This is a genomic window from Neobacillus dielmonensis (assembly GCF_000612665.1).
Taxonomy (GTDB): Bacteria; Bacillota; Bacilli; order Bacillales; family Cytobacillaceae; genus Neobacillus; species Neobacillus dielmonensis.
Genome location: NZ_HG942082.1, coordinates 99,834 through 117,245 on the forward strand (window position 1 = coordinate 99,834; position 17,412 = coordinate 117,245).

General features: G+C 45.8%; 19 protein-coding genes. All 19 read right to left on the reverse strand.

Going from position 1 to position 17,412, the window contains the following annotated elements; genetic code table 11:
* Positions 1 to 76: 76 nt before the first annotated feature.
* Positions 77 to 1,585, reverse strand: a complete 1,509-nt coding sequence (atpA, locus tag BN2425_RS20565) for a F0F1 ATP synthase subunit alpha (protein WP_042463550.1) — start codon at positions 1,583 to 1,585, stop codon at positions 77 to 79.
* 23 nt (positions 1,586 to 1,608) lie between these two features.
* Entirely contained in the window at positions 1,609 to 2,148 is a 540-nt protein-coding gene (locus tag BN2425_RS20570; protein ID WP_042463553.1) for a F0F1 ATP synthase subunit delta, read from the reverse strand.
* A complete protein-coding gene (atpF, locus tag BN2425_RS20575) occupies positions 2,148 to 2,669 on the reverse strand; it encodes a F0F1 ATP synthase subunit B (protein ID WP_042463556.1) in 522 nt (173 codons plus the stop codon). Before atpF ends, BN2425_RS20570 begins: the two co-directional genes overlap by 1 nt.
* Positions 2,670 to 2,766: 97 nt before the next feature.
* Positions 2,767 to 2,979 carry a F0F1 ATP synthase subunit C gene (gene atpE, locus BN2425_RS20580; protein ID WP_042463793.1) on the reverse strand — a complete coding sequence of 71 codons (213 nt, stop codon included), beginning with the start codon at positions 2,977 to 2,979 and terminating at the stop codon, positions 2,767 to 2,769.
* 67 nt (positions 2,980 to 3,046) lie between these two features.
* Positions 3,047 to 3,760 carry a F0F1 ATP synthase subunit A gene (gene atpB, locus BN2425_RS20585; RefSeq protein ID WP_042463558.1) on the reverse strand — a complete coding sequence of 238 codons (714 nt, stop codon included), beginning with the start codon at positions 3,758 to 3,760 and terminating at the stop codon, positions 3,047 to 3,049.
* A 22-nt stretch (positions 3,761 to 3,782) separates the two neighbouring features.
* Positions 3,783 to 4,157, reverse strand: a complete 375-nt coding sequence (locus tag BN2425_RS20590) for an ATP synthase subunit I (protein ID WP_042463561.1) — start codon at positions 4,155 to 4,157, stop codon at positions 3,783 to 3,785.
* A 5-nt stretch (positions 4,158 to 4,162) separates the two neighbouring features.
* Positions 4,163 to 4,384, reverse strand: a complete 222-nt coding sequence (locus BN2425_RS20595) for an AtpZ/AtpI family protein (RefSeq protein WP_042463563.1) — start codon at positions 4,382 to 4,384, stop codon at positions 4,163 to 4,165.
* Between the two features lie 372 nt (positions 4,385 to 4,756).
* Positions 4,757 to 7,036 carry a S8 family serine peptidase gene (locus BN2425_RS20600; protein ID WP_081798155.1) on the reverse strand — a complete coding sequence of 760 codons (2,280 nt, stop codon included), beginning with the start codon at positions 7,034 to 7,036 and terminating at the stop codon, positions 4,757 to 4,759.
* Between the two features lie 226 nt (positions 7,037 to 7,262).
* Positions 7,263 to 7,892 (reverse strand): uracil phosphoribosyltransferase, encoded by a 630-nt coding sequence (gene upp / locus BN2425_RS20605; RefSeq protein WP_042463566.1) that lies wholly within the window; start codon positions 7,890 to 7,892, stop codon positions 7,263 to 7,265.
* A 147-nt stretch (positions 7,893 to 8,039) separates the two neighbouring features.
* Positions 8,040 to 9,281 (reverse strand): serine hydroxymethyltransferase, encoded by a 1,242-nt coding sequence (locus BN2425_RS20610; RefSeq protein WP_042463569.1) that lies wholly within the window; start codon positions 9,279 to 9,281, stop codon positions 8,040 to 8,042.
* A gap of 128 nt (positions 9,282 to 9,409) precedes the next feature.
* Complete coding sequence (locus BN2425_RS20615) at positions 9,410 to 9,976, reverse strand: TIGR01440 family protein (RefSeq protein ID WP_042463571.1); 567 nt, start codon at positions 9,974 to 9,976, stop codon at positions 9,410 to 9,412.
* Between the two features lie 19 nt (positions 9,977 to 9,995).
* Positions 9,996 to 10,442 carry a ribose 5-phosphate isomerase B gene (gene rpiB, locus BN2425_RS20620; RefSeq protein ID WP_042463574.1) on the reverse strand — a complete coding sequence of 149 codons (447 nt, stop codon included), beginning with the start codon at positions 10,440 to 10,442 and terminating at the stop codon, positions 9,996 to 9,998.
* Positions 10,443 to 10,564: 122 nt separating this feature from the next.
* Positions 10,565 to 11,014: a low molecular weight protein arginine phosphatase gene (locus BN2425_RS20625; protein WP_042463577.1), complete on the reverse strand. Its 450-nt coding sequence runs from the start codon at positions 11,012 to 11,014 to the stop codon at positions 10,565 to 10,567.
* Positions 11,015 to 11,147: 133 nt separating this feature from the next.
* Complete coding sequence (locus BN2425_RS20630; RefSeq protein WP_042463580.1) at positions 11,148 to 11,705, reverse strand: manganese efflux pump MntP; 558 nt, start codon at positions 11,703 to 11,705, stop codon at positions 11,148 to 11,150.
* A 408-nt stretch (positions 11,706 to 12,113) separates the two neighbouring features.
* Positions 12,114 to 13,157 (reverse strand): L-threonylcarbamoyladenylate synthase, encoded by a 1,044-nt coding sequence (locus tag BN2425_RS20640; protein WP_042463586.1) that lies wholly within the window; start codon positions 13,155 to 13,157, stop codon positions 12,114 to 12,116.
* A gap of 186 nt (positions 13,158 to 13,343) precedes the next feature.
* Positions 13,344 to 13,790 carry a GNAT family N-acetyltransferase gene (locus BN2425_RS20645; protein ID WP_042463589.1) on the reverse strand — a complete coding sequence of 149 codons (447 nt, stop codon included), beginning with the start codon at positions 13,788 to 13,790 and terminating at the stop codon, positions 13,344 to 13,346.
* Positions 13,791 to 13,910: 120 nt separating this feature from the next.
* Positions 13,911 to 14,756 carry a stage II sporulation protein R gene (gene spoIIR, locus BN2425_RS20650; RefSeq protein WP_042463592.1) on the reverse strand — a complete coding sequence of 282 codons (846 nt, stop codon included), beginning with the start codon at positions 14,754 to 14,756 and terminating at the stop codon, positions 13,911 to 13,913.
* A 363-nt stretch (positions 14,757 to 15,119) separates the two neighbouring features.
* Positions 15,120 to 15,983, reverse strand: coding sequence for a peptide chain release factor N(5)-glutamine methyltransferase (gene prmC / locus BN2425_RS20660; RefSeq protein ID WP_042463598.1), 864 nt, complete (start codon positions 15,981 to 15,983; stop codon positions 15,120 to 15,122).
* The gene (prfA, locus tag BN2425_RS20665; protein WP_042463599.1) at positions 15,976 to 17,049 is read right to left on the reverse strand and encodes a peptide chain release factor 1; all 1,074 of its coding nucleotides are present in this window, start codon (positions 17,047 to 17,049) and stop codon (positions 15,976 to 15,978) included. The genes prmC and prfA overlap by 8 nt, the downstream gene beginning before the upstream one ends.
* Between the last annotated feature and the right edge of the window lie 363 nt (positions 17,050 to 17,412).

The following is a 17,412-nucleotide window of genomic DNA, read 5'->3' on the forward strand; positions in this document are numbered from 1 at the left end:
CAAAGAATGTATGGCCTAAAGGTCACCATGCGGTCGGCCGCGCGGTGACCTGTGCCATCAAATTGTTGGACCAATATTACTCGCTAATGGCGAAAGTCTTCTTGAACGCATTGATGGCTTCTGCCATATCCTCGTCAGCAGGAAGAACCTTTGTCTTCGTGATATGATCTAACAAGTCTTTGCGGTTGTGGTCTAACCAATTATAGAAATCATTTTCAAAGCGGCGGATATCTTCAACAGGGATATCATCTAAGAAGCCGCGAGTTAGTGAATAGAGAATCATAACTTGCTTTTCTACTGGAATTGGCTTGTTCAGGTCTTGTTTTAGAACCTCAACAGTACGGGCACCACGATTCAATTTCGCTTGAGTGGCTTTATCCAAGTCAGAACCGAATTGCGAGAATGCCTCTAATTCACGGTAAGAAGCAAGGTCAAGACGCAATGTACCGGCAACACTCTTCATTGCCTTGATTTGCGCAGAACCCCCTACCCGAGATACGGACAAACCTGCGTTAATCGCTGGACGTACGCCAGAGAAGAACAAGTCAGATTGCAAGAAGATCTGTCCATCAGTGATGGAGATAACGTTTGTTGGGATATAAGCAGAAACGTCACCTGCTTGTGTTTCAATAAATGGCAATGCTGTGATTGAACCTGCGCCAAGTGCGTCACTCAATTTTGCAGCACGCTCTAGCAGGCGGCTGTGCAGGTAGAATACATCCCCTGGATAAGCTTCACGACCTGGAGGACGACGAAGTAATAGGGAAAGCTCACGGTATGCCGCAGCTTGTTTCGATAAGTCATCATATACAATCAAGACATGCTTACCGTTGTACATGAACTCTTCTGCCATTGATACACCTGCATACGGTGCTAAGTATAATAGCGGTGCTGGCTGTGATGCAGAAGCTGTTACAACGATAGAGTATTCAAGGGCACCAAACTTACGAAGCGTTTCAACTGCGTTACGTACAGTTGACTCTTTTTGTCCGATGGCCACATAGATACAAATCATGTTTTGACCTTTTTGGTTTAAGATGGTGTCGATTGCAACAGATGTTTTACCTGTTTGACGGTCACCAATGATTAATTCCCGCTGGCCGCGGCCGATTGGCACAAGTGCGTCGATCGCTTTGATACCAGTTTGCAATGGCTCATGAACCGATTTACGGCTCATAACACCTGGTGCTACTGCTTCAACCGGGCGAGTTTTCGTTGTATTGATTGGACCCATGCCATCAACTGGCTGTCCTAGTGGGTTTACAACACGTCCAATAAGTTCCTCACCAACCGGAACCTCCATGATGCGTCCAGTACGGCGAACCTCGTCACCTTCGCGAATCTCGGTGAAAGGTCCTAGGATGATGATACCGACGTTATTTTCTTCTAGGTTTTGAGCCATACCCATAACGCCGTTTGAGAATTCAACAAGTTCTCCGGCCATACAGTTGTCAAGGCCGTGGACACGTGCGATACCGTCACCAACGGAGATAACTGTACCGACATCTGTCACATGTATTTCTGCCTGATAGTTTTCAATTTGCTTTTTTATCAGGGAACTGATTTCTTCAGCTTTGATGCTCATGGTTTCACCCCTATCTACAAATCTTAGCTTAACAACAATTTACGTTCTAAGCGGTCAAGCTTACCGCGTAACGAACCATCATAAATTCGATTGCCAATCCGCAACTTCACGCCGCCCAATAGATTGGTATCAACAATATTTTCAATGTTTAGGGCTTTTTTGCCAATTTTCGCGGCAAAAACAGCGGATAACGCATCACGCTCAGCATCGCTTAAGGCACGTGTGCTATACACAACAGCTTCAGCGATTCCCATTTCTTCATTGGCCAAATCTAAAAACTCATTGGCAAAATCGGTAATGATTCCTTCGCGATGGCGTTCAATTAAAATTAATAGTGTATTGAGTACATACACGTTAACAGAAGCAAACGATGTGGTGATCAACTGCTTTTTTTGTTCCAAAGACAGTTTGGAAGACTTCAAAGCGGCTGATAATTCAGGTGTATATTGAATAACCTCTTTCACCACACGAATTTCTTCTTTGATTGTTTCAAGAAGCTGCTGTTCTTTTGCAATTTGTAATAGCGCTAACGCGTAACGCTTCGCTGCTAGTGAGTTACTCATCACAAATCTCCTGCCTCTTGAATATATTCATTAATAAGCTTGTCTTGATCTTGAGCACTAAGTTCTTTTTCAATCACTTTAGAGGCAATTAAGACAGACAAGGATGCGACTTGTTCGCGAATCGCGGCAACGGCTTTTTCTTTCTGCTGCTCAATTTCAAGCTTGGCAGATTCTTTAATGCGCTCTGCTTCCGAACGGGCAGTCGTAATAATTTCTTCCCGTTGGATATCGCCTTGTTTTTTTGCACTCTCAATTAAGCTTGCTGCTTCATTGCGTGCTTCTTTAATAAGGTTTCGTTGTTCCTGCAGAATTTTTTCAGCTTCTTTCCGGCTGTTTTCTGCGGCTTGGATCTCACTGCCGATATGTTCTTCACGCTGTTTCATAATGCCCATTAATGGACCCCACGCGAACTTTTTCAGCAAGGCCAGCAATATGATAAACATAAGCAACTGAAACACGATATCTCCAGTATTGATACTGGCATGTTCTGCTGCACCTAGTACAAGACTGCTTGTTAACACCTCGGGTTCACTCCTTTCAAGAGTTGCTGTACGTTAGAAAAATGCATAAAGTAATGGCGAAGATTTGCCGTCATCGCCATCTGGAATTTTCCTGATTCTATCGGTTTAATACCATGAACGCGATAACTACACCGATAATCGGTAATGCTTCAACTAACGCTACCCCGATAAACATGGTTGTTTGAAGTAAACCACGAGCCTCTGGCTGGCGGGCAATACCTTCAACTGTACGTCCTACGATAAGACCGTTACCAATACCTGCACCGATTGCTGCTAAACCAATTGCGATTGCTGCTGCTAAAATACCAATTGAACCTGTCATTACTTTTTTCCTCCTTAATGTATAAATACATATAATTATTTTTTATAAATTTTTATTAATGGTCATGGCTCACTTTATGAGACATATAAACCATTGTTAACATAGTGAATATGTAGGCTTGGATAGTACCTACGAAAACAGAGAATCCTTGCCATGCCAGTGTTAGCGGGATGGCTGCGATTGTTCCAATAATTCCTTGGTGCGCTAATCCTCCTGCAAGAAGAGACAGAAGAAGTTCACCAGCGTAGATGTTACCATAAAGACGCAAACCAAGAGTCAGCGGATTGGCAAATTCCTCAATGATTTTCAGTGGGAATAGGAACTTCATTGGACTGAAGAAACCTGCTGTATACTCTTTTATGCCTTTAAGTTTAATCCCGTAATAATGGGTCAATCCTAAAATCATAACAGCTAAAGTTAGAGTTATGGTAGGATCGGCTGTTGGTGATTTCCACCAAAGGTTGCCACCTAAAACAATGGCAAATGGAAGACCTAACATATTGGATACAAAAATATACATTATCAATGTCAGACCAAGAATGTGGAATCTCCCACCTTCTTTCCAATCCATTGTGCTGTTGATGACTCCTTTAACAAAGTCCATCACCCATTCCATGAAGTTTTGGATCCCTGTAGGTTTCATTGCAAGTTTGCGGGTGGATAGCACTGCAATTAGAAAAACGATGGCGCTGGCCACTGTGATCATTAATACGTTGGCCATGTTAAAATATAACCCCATAAATTCCACCACAGGAGCTTCGTGATTCATGTATACTCACCTCTCTTCCTAATCACTTATGTTCATTCACTGCGTGATAAAAATAATCTATCATAATGACAATATAGGATGTCATTAGTCCTATCACTAAGCTAATCATATTAAACTGTTCAGGATACCTTAGGGCAATTACTGCTGCAATACCTGCCATCGCCATTCGTGAGAGCGACCCAAGAGACCGGGGTTTTTTCCCCTGCGAAACTTTTTTATCAAAACTCTCAGTCTTTCTTACAAGCATCCATAGATTCAGGTAGCCGAAGCATGTCCCAAGAATTAGCCCTAGAAAAATGGGTTGATATGTAGTGAATCCCCAGCCAAGGACATAAATGGACAGTAGATAAAACATCCATTTGCGCTGTCTGTTGAACATTGTTCTGAAATCTGGCATTATTACTATTCTCCTGAATAAAAATGGCGGATTGTACGAAGCATAGAATATGTCCCCGCAGCAAGGCCTGCTAACAGTCCGATTATTAAGAAAATTGGTTCTGTGCCCCAATGCCGGTCAAGCCATCTCCCAGAGAAAATGCCTATTAAAATAGAGCCTACTAGTTGGGAGGTTATGGCAGACATCAGTGCCATTGCTCGGAAAGGGTTGCGGTTATTTTGTTGCATTTTACACACATCCTCACCACTAGAGAATGTAAAAAAGGTAATTTTCTAGAGCATATAAAACTATCTTCAGATAAGGATTTATACGATTGAAAACCTTATCATTGATACCCTATGTAAGCATACAATAGCCCACTTCCCATGTCAATGAATTTAGGGGAATTAAACTGCATTCTTTTCCAAATATCCATCTATTTTACACTTTTATTGTATTGTAATCTGTGGATATATTTTGTTGATTTTGTGTCTATTTTGTGAACATTTTGATTATACAACCAGTACAATTTTATGAACTTTTATTATAGAAAGAAAATGTAAAAAACTATGCACATAAGACGGGCATAGTTTTTTACGTTTTTCGACTGGATTCCTATTCTATTTTTCGATTGAAATCATTCCTTCAACAAAGTCTTCCTTCCCTGCCTTTTTGGCAAAGACCTTTATCAGGTAGGTTTGGGGTGCGGGCAGCTTGTCAGGCGGGATATCTACGCGCAGTAATCCTTGGTTGACATTTGTCCGTCCATCGAGAAATCCCAGAAATCGATAATCGCCAGGATCAAACAAAGCGATACCAAATTCATCTGCCCCGCCAGGCAGGTACACCTCGTAATGATAATGCCCCGGCTGGTCGCCTTGCGCAAAATCAAATCCCATCACCCTTGGATAGCCTGGTTCCTCTAAGACATATAAATAAGGAATTTGAATCGTGGAATTACCAGCCTTTAATGTTAAATATCCATCGTGGATTTTCCGCTTAAATAGCTTGGCATCCACCATTAATTCCAGGGTAATTTCCTTGGATTCGTGCGGTTTTAGGGTAAATGACAACGGCAGTTTCCATGTCAGTCCGTCCTCATTTAACGGAATCGAAAAGGCATAATGCTGCACCTTATCCCCGATATTTTCCACCTTTAATTTGGCTTGATGGACATTTTCCTGATTTGAAAATTTGCCAAAGCGAAGGCTGCTGGGCGTGACGAGTGACGTGGTTTGAACGGCTCGGTCCACCTGTACCCGGCCAGCTCCTTGCTCGTAGGTATGGTACAAGGGGCCTTGTAAACGATGATTTTTTTCCTGGTATGTCCCGGCTTGAGCTAAGCTGCTCTTGGTCAATGGTTTTGCAGTGTTCATGAGCGCTGCCTTGATTTGTTCTGGTGTCCAGTCCGGGTGGGCCTGCTTGATTAACGCGCAGGCTCCCGCTATATGCGGCGCCGCCATACTTGTGCCTTGTAATGACAAATAGCCGCCCGGGATGGTCGAATTAATCGCCACACCTGGAGCTAAAATATCGGGCTTGATATCCCAACTCCCGGTGACCGGACCCCGAGAGCTAAATTCCGCCAGTACATCCTGTTCTTCCATCACTTTTATACTCGCTACTGCAGCTTGCTTTGTTAGTAACTGATGCAGAAGTTCACCATCACGCTTGGAAATGGCTCCAACTGGAATCTTCACTGATGATTCTAGGTTGCCTATGAAGCTGCCTTTTATATTATTGTAGATAATTACAGCTTTCGCTCCGGCTGCACGGGCATTTTCCGCTTTTTCAGAGAAAGTTATTTTTCCCCGTTGTATCAGGACAATCTTTCCCATGGCATTCTTGATATCCTCTTTTCGGCCAATGCCCCCATCCACGAGTTCCAACGAGCGGTCGAGTGACCAAGTGTTGGAGCCCTCCAATGGCTGGATCCGGAATTTTCCCCGTAACCCCGCTACAGTCAGAAACGGGATTTTCTGCACTGGAGTGGAGGCGCCAACTGATATGGCTTTGGAGGCTGTCCCTGGAGAACCGACGGTCCACACGTTCGGACCTGTATTTCCCGAGGCCGCAACAGCAATAATTCCTTTTTCAACCGCCCGATTCAAGGCCAGACTGATGGGCATGTCAGGACCGTTGACGCTATTGCCAAGCGACAGGTTCATGATATCGACTTTGTCTTTGATGGCTTGTTCGATGGCCGCTAGTACTTGCTCAGTGGTTCCGCCGCCTCCCGGTCCGAGCGCCCGGTAAGCGATGATTTTGGCATCGGGTGCTACGCCTTTTATTTTGCCATTTGCGGCAATAATACCGGCGACGTGGGTGCCATGGAGGGTGGCCCTGCCGGGTGTGAGGGTTTCCATTGGGTCTCTGTCGTTATCGACCAGGTCATGACCGCCTGCATAGTTCCGCTTTAGGTCGGGATGGGTGTAGTCAACACCTGTATCGATGACGCCGACGGTTACCCCTTTTCCCGTCAGCCGCTGGTTGTTTTGGTCAAAAAAGCCGCGCACAGTTTCACCGCCAATGATTTTGACACTCTCTTCGGTTTCAGCTTTGTATTCTGAGACGGGTGAGACCTGGAGAGTCGGCGTTTTGGCGGCAAGCTGCGCAATGGCATCAGGAGGGCCCTGGACCGAAAAACCGTCGATGGCCTCCCGAAAGATGCGGCGCAGTTTGATGTTTTTATAGGGTTGGATGAGCTGGCGGATTGCCTGCTCAGATTGGGGCTTGTCGAGCATGACGATCGCAACGGTTTCTTTTGTTGATTTGGGGATGGGCGGGTGAATTAATGGTTTTTTAATGGAGATAGTTGGCAGCATGGCTGATGCGCGGTTAATCTGGCTGGCAGGTCCACATATTTGAAAAATAAGCAGAATGGCAAGAAGTCGTTTCATGTACATAATTCCCCTTTTATTGATTAGCGTTTTCCATGGATAGGGAAAATATGCGGGAATTGCTGAGATAGGGGGTTACTTTCCAAATCATTAACTTTACTTTCCAAATGGAGCGGTTTACTTTCCAAACTGAGGGTTTATCTTTCCAAAATGGGCCGTTTACTTTCCAATTTGCTATTTAGCCGCAAAAACAAAAGCCAGGCATCACGCCTGGCGTCAGCAAATCTTATTTTGTTCCAAACAACCGGTCGCCGGCATCGCCCAAGCCTGGGACAATATAGCCGTGGTCATTTAGTTTTTCATCCAATGCCGCAATATAGATATCAACATCTGGGTGAGCTGTTTTAACTGCTTCCACACCCTCTGGCGCCGCAATCAAACACATAAATTTGATGTTTTTCGCGCCGCGCTTCTTCAAGCCGTGAATCGCTTCAATCGCAGAACCGCCGGTTGCTAGCATTGGGTCCACCACGATGAAATCACGCTCTTCGATATCGCTAGGAAGCTTCACATAATATTCCACTGGTTTTAAAGTCTCAGGATCGCGATACAAGCCGATATGCCCGACTTTGGCCGCCGGGATTAATTTTAAAATTCCGTCCACCATGCCAATTCCGGCGCGCAAAATCGGCACAATGCCAATCTTTTTCCCAGACAAAACCTTCGATTTAGTTAAACTAACAGGTGTTTCAATTTCCGTATCCTCAAGAGGCATGTCCCTTGTGATTTCGAACGCCATCAAGGTTGCCACTTCATCGACCAACTCACGGAATTCCTTTGTTCCCGTATGTTTATCACGTATGTAAGTCAATTTATGCTGGATCAGCGGATGGTCAAAGACATATACCTTTGCCAAAACGATCGCCCCTTTTTTTAAAAAATTTTACCTTCATTAACACACTTCGTCTCATTTTACAGAAAAACCACACAATGAGCAACTAATGTCCACTCTGAAAAAAAACCGGCCCTACAACTAGTAAGGCCGATTCTGCGATGGAATATTCTAATATTCAGGGTATAGTTTGAATTTACCGGTTAAGGCATCCACACGAGCCCGTGCTTGATCAAGCGCCGTTTCATCTTCGTGGTTTTTCAAAGTGAATGAAATGATGGATGCAATTTCATCCATTTCCTCTAATCCGAAACCGCGAGTCGTAACCGCCGCTGTTCCAATCCGAATGCCGCTGGTGATGAACGGACTTTGCGGATCGTAAGGGATCGTATTTTTGTTTACGGTGATGCCGATATCATCAAGCACTTTTTCAGCGACTTTTCCTGTTAAACCAAGGGATTGCAAGTCGATTAACAGCAAGTGGTTGTCCGTACCGCCAGAAACAAGTTGGATGCCTTCTTTTTGCAGGGACTCTGCCAAGCGTTTTGCGTTTGCAATAATTTTTCCAGCATAGTCTTTGAATTCATCTGTTAGTGCTTCGCCAAAAGCAACAGCCTTGGCTGCGATTACGTGCATCAAAGGACCACCTTGGATACCTGGGAAAATGGATTTATCCAGTTTCTTGGCAAACTCTTCTTTGCACAAAATCATCCCGCCGCGCGGTCCGCGTAAGGTTTTATGAGTTGTAGTCGTAACAAAGTCAGCGTAAGGCACTGGGCTTTGATGCAGGCCTGCCGCAACCAATCCAGCAATGTGAGCCATATCGACCATCAGGTAGGCACCGACTTCATCAGCGATTTCGCGGAACTTAGCGAAATCAATTTCACGAGGATAGGCGCTGGCACCTGCTACAATTAGTTTTGGCTTGTGTTCAAGCGCTTTGGCACGTACATCTTCATAATCAATCCGATGTGTTTCTTTGTCGACACCATATTCAACGAAGTTATATTGAACACCGCTGAAGTTGACTGGGCTGCCGTGGGTCAAGTGGCCGCCATGGGATAAATTCATGCCGAGCACCGTGTCTCCCTGTTCAAGGATCGTGAAATAAACGGCCATATTGGCTTGAGCGCCGGAATGCGGCTGCACATTGACATGCTCTGCGCCAAAAATTTGCTTTGCACGGTCGCGGGCCAAATCCTCGACAACGTCCACGTACTCGCAGCCGCCATAATAACGGCGACCTGGATAGCCTTCTGCATATTTGTTTGTTAAAACGGAGCCCTGGGCTTCCATCACCGCTTCACTGACAAAGTTTTCTGAGGCAATAAGTTCGATTTTAGCACGTTGACGGCCAAGTTCTTTTTGAATCGCTTGAAAAACCTGTTCGTCTGACTGAGACAAATGCTTCATGATAATCCCCCTTTTATGTAATGTAAATACAAACAATTTGAAAATTTCTTTTTTTATTGTAGCATGTTTTTTTTAAAAATGGTGATGACAGAAAATTCAGATTAACACCAATACACGAACATTTCAAACTAGGTGCAACTAGAATTTTCGTCATTACGCTGATAAATAGCTCGTGGGCCCCCAATAAGTTTCGGTCTTGACTTAGCTAAGGTCACATATGCCGAACCAACTGTCTTCTGCTTGACACGGATTGGCACCGCCACTGATTTTAAGTGCATGCCAATTAGCGTGCTGCCAATATCGATACCGGCTTCGGCTTTAATTGTTTCCACTACAACAGGGTCAGTCATGTGGTTAAACGCATAAGTGGCCATGGCGCCGCCCGCTTTTCGAACAGGAACCACCGTCACCTCGTCAAGCCCGCGCTTTTCTGCAAATGATCGTTCAACGACAAGCGCCCGGTTCAAATGCTCGCAGCATTGGAAGGCAAGCTGGATGCCTGTTTGTTCCTGCAGTTTTTTTAAGCCGGTAAAAATCATTTCGGCCACTTCCATGGTTCCGGCCGTTCCGATCCTGGCTCCGGCTACTTCGCTTGTGCTGCAGCCCACTACGAGCAGTTGGCCTGGCTTCAGGGTCGCCTGTTCGTTAAATTCAGTTAACACCTCTTGCAGTTGTTTTTCCCATTCTTGGATCATCTATTGTTCACCTGTCTTCCTATAGGTGCTTTTCCTCGTATTCCGTAATTTTGCCGATGCGATTGGCATGACGGCCGCCTTCAAATTCGCCAGTCAGCCAAATTTGAGCAATTTCCCGAGCAAGTCCCGGACCGATAACGCGTTCGCCCATGGCGAGTACGTTCGTGTCATTGTGGGCGCGGGTCATTTTTGCGCTAAATGTATCGTGGCAAAGGGCACAGCGAATGCCTTTTACTTTGTTCGCTGCAATCGACATGCCAATTCCCGTGCCGCATATCAAGATGCCACGGTCAAATTCGCCGCTCGCCACCTTTTCCGCAACTGGCAGGGCATAGTCAGGATAATCAACAGAGGTAGTACAGTCACAGCCAAAATCGACGTATTCAATGTTTAATTCCTCCAGCAGACTGGCGATTTCCTTACGGATCGTCACGCCGCCATGATCGGAAGCTAATGCCACTTTCATAAAATGAACCCTCCTCAGCAAGTACAATCTGCCTATAATTTTGACATACCCGCTGGAAAATATAAAGTCAAAAGCTAATAAAAAAAGCCCTCTTAGAATAGAGAGCTTGCTCCCGACTGGGATTACTCTTGTTGATGCGCCAATTTTTCCAGCGCTTTGTCAATCAATTGGTTTAGCTCTTGAAAGGTTTCCTCGTATACTTGTACGGGGCCGCCAAACGGGTCACTCACATCATGTTCGTAGTTTTCACCCGTGAATTCCTTTAATGTGTAGACTTTGTTGATTGCTCCGGGGTAGTGCTGTTGGATCGCATATTTATGGGATGACGTCATCGTCAAAATCAAATCGGCCCAGTCGACTTCCGTTCTGGACAGCAGCGTTGAAAAATGATCATGTTCAATATGGTTTTTTTTCAAAACCTGTTTGGCGTTTGGGGAGGCATCACTTCCATTGGCTGCATAAATGCCGGCGGACTTTACCTCAATGCCGTTTATCTTCTTATTTTTCAAAATTGCTTCTGCCATCGGACTTCTGCATGTGTTTCCTGTACATACAAACAAAATGCGTTGCATCGTTTCTTCCCCCTTTTCTTTATTTTATAACAACTATCTGCGATATTAATCATCCAGTGCATCCATTTTTTTGATAATTAGGGTGAATCGGTTTGGGGTACAGGAAACAACTTCCATGATCGATATGTATTTTTCACCATAAAGCAGCCATCAGCTTGATGCCAAAAGCAAGCAAAATCGCTCCTCCCAGCGCTTCGCTGTAGGACCCCATCCAGCCGCGAACTTTTTTTCCGAGCAGCAGGCCCGCCCAGGTCAGCGTGGTGGCAGCAAGTCCAAAGCATAGCAATACTAAAACCGTTTTGGCACCATATATCCCTAATGTCAGGCCGACAGAAAAGCTGTCGAGGCTGACGCTTAATGCGAATAGCAGCAGGCCAAAGCCTACGGGGGTAATGACTTTTTCGTCGTCGCTCTTAAGGCTCGACCAAATCATTTGCAGACCTAATAAAATGAGCAGCAGGCCGCCTATGAGCGAGGCAAAGGAACCAAATTTTTCGGAAAGAAATTTGCCGGCAGTAATTCCAGCCAGCGGCATCATCACATGAAATAGCCCAATCGTGAGGCCAATCTCAAAAATCCTCCTCAGGCGGAGTTTGTACATCCCCATCCCAAGCCCCACCGAGAACGCATCCATCCCCAGTGCCGCTGCCATAATCATCAACGTAAACACTTCCCCTATCACATCAGACATGCAAACCTCGCCCCCTTGGACTAACTATTCCAACATATGCACGTCCAACAAAAAATAGAATCAAGAATTGGGGACAGTCCCCCAGTGCGTTAACGCTTTACTTCGGCGGGGGCCTGTCCCTCAGTGCGTTACTGCTTTACTTGGACGGGGGCCTGTCCCTTAGCGCGTTACTGCTTTACTTGGGTGGGGGCCTGTCCCTCAGCGCGTTACTACTTTACTTGGGTGGGGGCCTGTCCCCCAGTGCGTTATTGCTTGACTTGGGTGGGGGCCTGTCCCCCAGTGCGTTATTGCTTGACTTCAGCGGGGGCCTGTCCCCCACCACGTTACTGCGTTACTTTGGCGGGGGACAGGCCCCCATTGTGCATAGCCAAAAAAAAGCACCAGTCCCTGTGTGTACAGGGATGATGCTTATTGATTGATGATTTTGTGTCCCGCTGCCTTTTGGAGGCGGTTCATGATGGCGTGTCCGACGCCTTCGGTTGGGAACATTTCGCTGTAGATGACGTCAACTTCCAGCTGGTTGAACCGGCGTAGCGTGTCATAAAGGGCTGCCGCCACTGTTTCAAGCTCCGCTCGTTTCCCACAGGCCAGGACAAAATCAGCTGCAAACTCAGCCTGATGCTCCTCCGTCGTCAGCACTCCAACCTTCAAGCCCTCTTGTCGCTTTTCATCCACAAGCTGCTGGATAAAAGCTCTAGTACCCGAAACCAAGTATAGCGGTGCATTCGGAGCATAGTGCTTGTATTTCATTCCTGGCGCCTTTGGCTTCTCATGCTCATCAGTCAACGCCCGGTCGACCAACACCTCGCCCACCACCGCTTCTAACTGCTCCTTAGTCACTCCGCCCGGCCGTAAAATCACCGGAATTGATTCTGTGCAATCAACCACTGTGGACTCCACACCAACACCTGTCGCTCCGCCATCGAGCACACCGGCAATTTTCCCTTGCAGATCATCTAAAACATGCTGTGCCGTAGTGGGGCTCGGTTTCCCAGAACTGTTAGCACTTGGAGCACCAATCGGCAATCCACACGATTTCAAGAGAGCCAAAGCCACCGGGTGGTTCGGCATCCGGACACCCACCGTATCAAGTCCAGCCGTTGCCTTTTCCGACAAAGCCCCCGGCTTCTTTTTGAAAATAATCGTCAATGGTCCTGGCCAAAACTCTCCCATTAACATTTCGGCTTTTTCAGGAACCTCCGCAACAAATTGTTCAAGCTGCTGCTTTTCGGCTATATGAATAATTAATGGGTTATCTCCAGGACGCCCTTTTGCTTCATATATTTTGCTTACGGCGGCGTCACTTTCGGCATTACCCGCCAAACCGTAAACGGTCTCTGTCGGCATCGCGACCACTTCATTATCCCGTAACAACTGAGCAGCATCCACAATCTGTGGATTAGTCTCTAGTTTATCCACATAGTTATCCACTTTCCAGACTTTTGTGTTCATAGTTATCCACCTTACTAATTCCAAAATCAATAAGTCGAAAAATGACGAAATTACGCTTATTGACTCTATTTTTTCAGATTGTACGTTTGAAAGTATAAAAGATGACGTGGATAAAAACAAGTTTTATCCACAAATTGTGTATAAATCGAATAAAAAAGTGGATAACTTTGATGATCTATCCACAACTTAGAGCTCAAACTTGAAAAATAAGGAGTTATCCACACTGAGTAAGTGTCGAATATGCTCAGAGCGGGATAACTCGAGCGGCAACTTTTCCCGCTCCATTTGAGCAAAACCAATCCATTCAAAAAATGCAACTGCGCCATTTTTATTGGTGGCTAAAAATAAGTTTTTCAATCCTTTCTCTTTTGCCAGCTTCACCATTTGTTCCATTAATATAAAGATATCCTGTTCAGCTTGTCCCGGTGAGACCACCAACGACCGCAGCAGCCCAGCCTCTTCAAACACTTCCATCCCTAGTGTTCCCTTTAAACCGCCATTCTCATCCTCCATCAACAAGAAACAATCGACCGTATCCTCATTTAACCCATCCGTCCCAAGATTGGCTCTTCCAAGAAACTCTCGTAATCCAACCACATCATTTCGACCACCCCGACGAATCAACACCTGCATAACTCCTCCCCCATTTCAAATCTACTTACTCTATGAATATGATAGAAATGAAAGAATAGAACCTAGATTTGATTTAACACATTAAAGCGCTGGGGGACAGGCCCCCAGCGCTTTAATGTGTTAAAAGATTTTCTTCCACATGTCGACGATGAAGAATTTTACTTTTACGGGTTGTTCGTCTTCAGCGACATATACGGGATCTTGTTTGTCTTTGCTAGATTTGTCTGGTTTGTCTTCTTTAGAGGTGTCTTTCTTGTTTGAGGTTTCCGCTTTTTTATCTTCTTCTGTTTCTTCTTTGTCAGCGTCTTTTTCTTTTGGTGCTTTGGTTAGTTTCTCTACTTGTTTCGTTTTCTCGTCTTCCTGTTGCTCTTGTTTTTCTACTAGCTTAGCCAGCGCTTCAGATCCGTCTTGCTTCTTTTTTGCCTTGGCAGTTTGTTTTTTTTCTTCAAAGCCATCGCTGACAGCTACGCCATTTGAAAAATCAAGGAAGCATAACGGCGGATACAGTACGCACCACCAGTTGGCGCCTTCGCCTTTACCCAAAGTGATGAGGATCGCTTGGTATTCGCCTGCTGGGTATAAAAATTGTCCATATAACTTCGTTGGAAATTGCACTTTGCCAAACTCTACTTTTACTGATTGATCGGACCCTTGCTCACGGACTACATTCTCGGCAATACCTTGGATTTCAGGCAGTTTGGATTGTAAAACTGTTTTTGCTTTTTCCATTGAAGATAAGTCCTGAACCCATAACGAGATTTGTGCGTTTACGGCGTCCCGAACCTTCCGTTTAATCCGCTGGTCCTCGTCAAAATCACTATTGGCCAGTATCCTTAGCCGGATAGCCTCTCCTGGAATGACAATCGATTCTTTTGCTGCCGCTTCTGTTTTCGGCATATATAAATTTACCATTGTGGCAAAAGATAAAACTACTAAATAAGCCCAAACAATTATTTTACTATTCATTTCTAGCACCGTCCCTTCCCTATCCTCATTGTGGACAGAACGCCAGAATCTTAAACTATTAAATTTTACTATTTTTAAAAATAGGGTTTTAAAATTGAAAGTTAATTACCGCTCAAGACGCTTCGCTATCCGCTCCAATCAACGGTTGGCAAAAGGCAAAGGATGCGAAAAATTGCGGGAGTTGGTTTTACCAACGGACTTTACTGATTTATCAACCATCAGAAACAATTTACCGGCACTATCTTTCCATCTACCGGCGAATGGCGCCAACTTACCGGCACTTCCTCCCCTATTACCGGCAGTTCACCTATTTCCCACCAACCATAAAAAAAACGAATGGACCCCAAACCGTCCATTCGTCCCTTAAAACCCTATCTCCGCAAACACCATCCGGTCTTTACCGTTAATGTCATTGACCACATCCACTTTAGCTTTCGAAAAAGTTCCGCGTAACAACGCAGCAACCGCTTCGCCTTGCCCGGCACCAATCTCAAAACCGACGAGCGCCTGAGGAGCCAGAACCTGCGGCAATTCAGTCATAAACCGACGGTAAAAATCCAGCCCATCCTCGCCGGCAAACAGGGCCTGATGCGGTTCATGTTCTGTTACCACTTCCGACATCCAAGACTGATCCCTCAGTGGAATATAAGGAGGATTAGACATCACCACATCCAGCTTCTCGCCACCAGTGATAAACGGCTGCAGCAAATCCCCCTGTATCCACCGGACTTCCGCCTCGAGCTGTTCCGCATTCTCACGTGCCACCGCCAATGACTCCTCGGCAATATCCGTCCCCGAAACCTCCAAGAATGCTGCTTCCAGTTTCATTGAAATCGCAATCGCACCACTGCCTGTGCCAATGTCCACCAACTTCAATCCCTGCTTTTGTCCAAAAAGCTGCTGAATCCGTTGCAGCGCCCCATAAACAAGCTCTTCCGTCTCCGGCCTAGGAATCAAGACAGCCGGATTTACCACGAACGTCCGGCCATAGAACTCTTCCGTACCGATCAGATACTGAACCGGAACACCGCGGACATGTTCAAATACCGCCGCCTCAAAAGATGTCCACACCGAATCCGGCAGGTCTTCCCTGACATTGGCAAACAACTGGGCCCGGGACATACCGGTTAAGTGCCGCAGCAGCAATTCCCCTGCATTTTCATCCCGGCCGTTTTCCGTTAAAAAAGAAGAAGCCCATTTCAGAGCTTCGAAAACTTTTTTACTCATTTGAGGCATTTTCCAATCGTTTTGCTTGGTCATCAAGGATCAGCGCCTCAATCACTTCATCCAGCTTGCCCTCGATGATTTGGTCGAGCTTTTGGATGGTCAATCCGATGCGGTGGTCGGTTACCCGGTTTTGCGGATAGTTGTAAGTACGGATCCGCTCTGAACGGTCACCTGTACCAACAGCTGATTTACGAACTTCATCGTATTCTGCCTGGGCTTCCTGCTGGAACTTATCGTAAACCCGCGCCCGCAAAATTTTCATCGCCTTATCCTTGTTTTTATGCTGAGACCGTTCGTCCTGACTGGTTGCGACAATACCGGTCGGGATGTGGGTTAACCGTACCGCAGACATGGTAGTGTTAACGCTCTGTCCGCCGGCGCCGCTTGATGCGAACGTATCAAAACGGATATCTTTATCATTAATTTCAATATCAAATTCCTCAACTTCCGGCAAAGCTGCCACTGTTGCTGTCGACGTGTGAATCCGGCCGCCTGATTCGGTTTCCGGCACACGTTGAACCCGGTGCGCGCCATTTTCATACTTCAACTTGGAAAATGCGCCTTGGCCGGTAATCATGAAGATGATTTCCTTGTAGCCGCCAAGACCTGTTTCGTTGGCATCAATCACTTCGGTTTTCCAGCCTTGTGTTTCGGCATAGCGGCTGTACATCCGGTAAAGGGTGCCTGCAAACAGTGCAGCCTCTTCTCCGCCTGCTGCGCCGCGGATTTCCATGATAACGTTTTTGTCATCGTTCGGGTCTTTTGGAACCAAAAGGATTTTTAGCTTTTCTTCTAAATCAACAATTTGCGCTTCTAGGTCGTGCATTTCTTCCTTGACCATCTCGCGCATCTCTGCATCCAGTTTTTCCTCCAACATTGCTTTGGCATCCTGCAGCTGAGATTTCGCGTCTTTATACTGACGATAAACAGCTACGGTTTCTTGCAAGTCTGCCTGCTCTTTGGAGTATTCACGCAGTTTTTTGGTATCATTAATAATCTCTGGATCGCTCAAAAGCTCATTCAATCTTTCATAGCGGTCCTCAACTGATTGCAAACGATCGAACACAGTTCTTCACCTCATATTTTTACTTATCTATATAAAAAACGTTCTTTTTATTAGTCCATAACATTCTAATTATAGTATAGGAGCATAACAAGGTCAAAACCAATTGATAGAAAATTTTTCACCCACGAGGCCTGTCGTCCATCAAAGTAACACTTTAACACAGCGGGGGCCTGTCCCCCATCACAGTAACGCTTTATCACGGCGGGGGCCTGTCCCCCATCACAGTAACGCTTTATCACAGCGGGGGCCTGTCCCCCATCACAGTAACGCTTTATCACAGCGGGGGCCTGTCCCCCATCATAGTATCGCTTTATCACGGCGGGGGCTGTCCCCCACCATAGCACAGCTTTAATGCAGTGATGA

Excerpts from the sequence above, each read along its gene's own strand:
- BN2425_RS20590 (WP_042463561.1), bottom strand. The coding sequence starts at position 4,157 with ATGCCAGATTTCAGAACAATGTTCAACAGACAGCGCAAATGGATGTTT.
- atpA (WP_042463550.1), bottom strand. The coding sequence starts at position 1,585 with ATGAGCATCAAAGCTGAAGAAATCAGTTCCCTGATAAAAAAGCAAATT.
- spoIIR (WP_042463592.1), bottom strand. The coding sequence starts at position 14,756 with ATGAATAGTAAAATAATTGTTTGGGCTTATTTAGTAGTTTTATCTTTT.
- atpB (WP_042463558.1), bottom strand. The coding sequence starts at position 3,760 with ATGAATCACGAAGCTCCTGTGGTGGAATTTATGGGGTTATATTTTAAC.
- BN2425_RS20625 (WP_042463577.1), bottom strand. The coding sequence starts at position 11,014 with ATGCAACGCATTTTGTTTGTATGTACAGGAAACACATGCAGAAGTCCG.
- BN2425_RS20615 (WP_042463571.1), bottom strand. The coding sequence starts at position 9,976 with ATGATCCAAGAATGGGAAAAACAACTGCAAGAGGTGTTAACTGAATTT.
- BN2425_RS20595 (WP_042463563.1), bottom strand. The coding sequence starts at position 4,384 with ATGCAACAAAATAACCGCAACCCTTTCCGAGCAATGGCACTGATGTCT.
- BN2425_RS20600 (WP_081798155.1), bottom strand. The coding sequence starts at position 7,036 with ATGAAACGACTTCTTGCCATTCTGCTTATTTTTCAAATATGTGGACCT.
- BN2425_RS20630 (WP_042463580.1), bottom strand. The coding sequence starts at position 11,705 with ATGTCTGATGTGATAGGGGAAGTGTTTACGTTGATGATTATGGCAGCG.
- BN2425_RS20570 (WP_042463553.1), bottom strand. The coding sequence starts at position 2,148 with ATGAGTAACTCACTAGCAGCGAAGCGTTACGCGTTAGCGCTATTACAA.
- prmC (WP_042463598.1), bottom strand. The coding sequence starts at position 15,983 with ATGAGTAAAAAAGTTTTCGAAGCTCTGAAATGGGCTTCTTCTTTTTTA.
- BN2425_RS20610 (WP_042463569.1), bottom strand. The coding sequence starts at position 9,281 with ATGAAGCATTTGTCTCAGTCAGACGAACAGGTTTTTCAAGCGATTCAA.
- rpiB (WP_042463574.1), bottom strand. The coding sequence starts at position 10,442 with ATGAAAGTGGCATTAGCTTCCGATCATGGCGGCGTGACGATCCGTAAG.
- BN2425_RS20645 (WP_042463589.1), bottom strand. The coding sequence starts at position 13,790 with ATGCAGGTGTTGATTCGTCGGGGTGGTCGAAATGATGTGGTTGGATTA.
- BN2425_RS20640 (WP_042463586.1), bottom strand. The coding sequence starts at position 13,157 with ATGAACACAAAAGTCTGGAAAGTGGATAACTATGTGGATAAACTAGAG.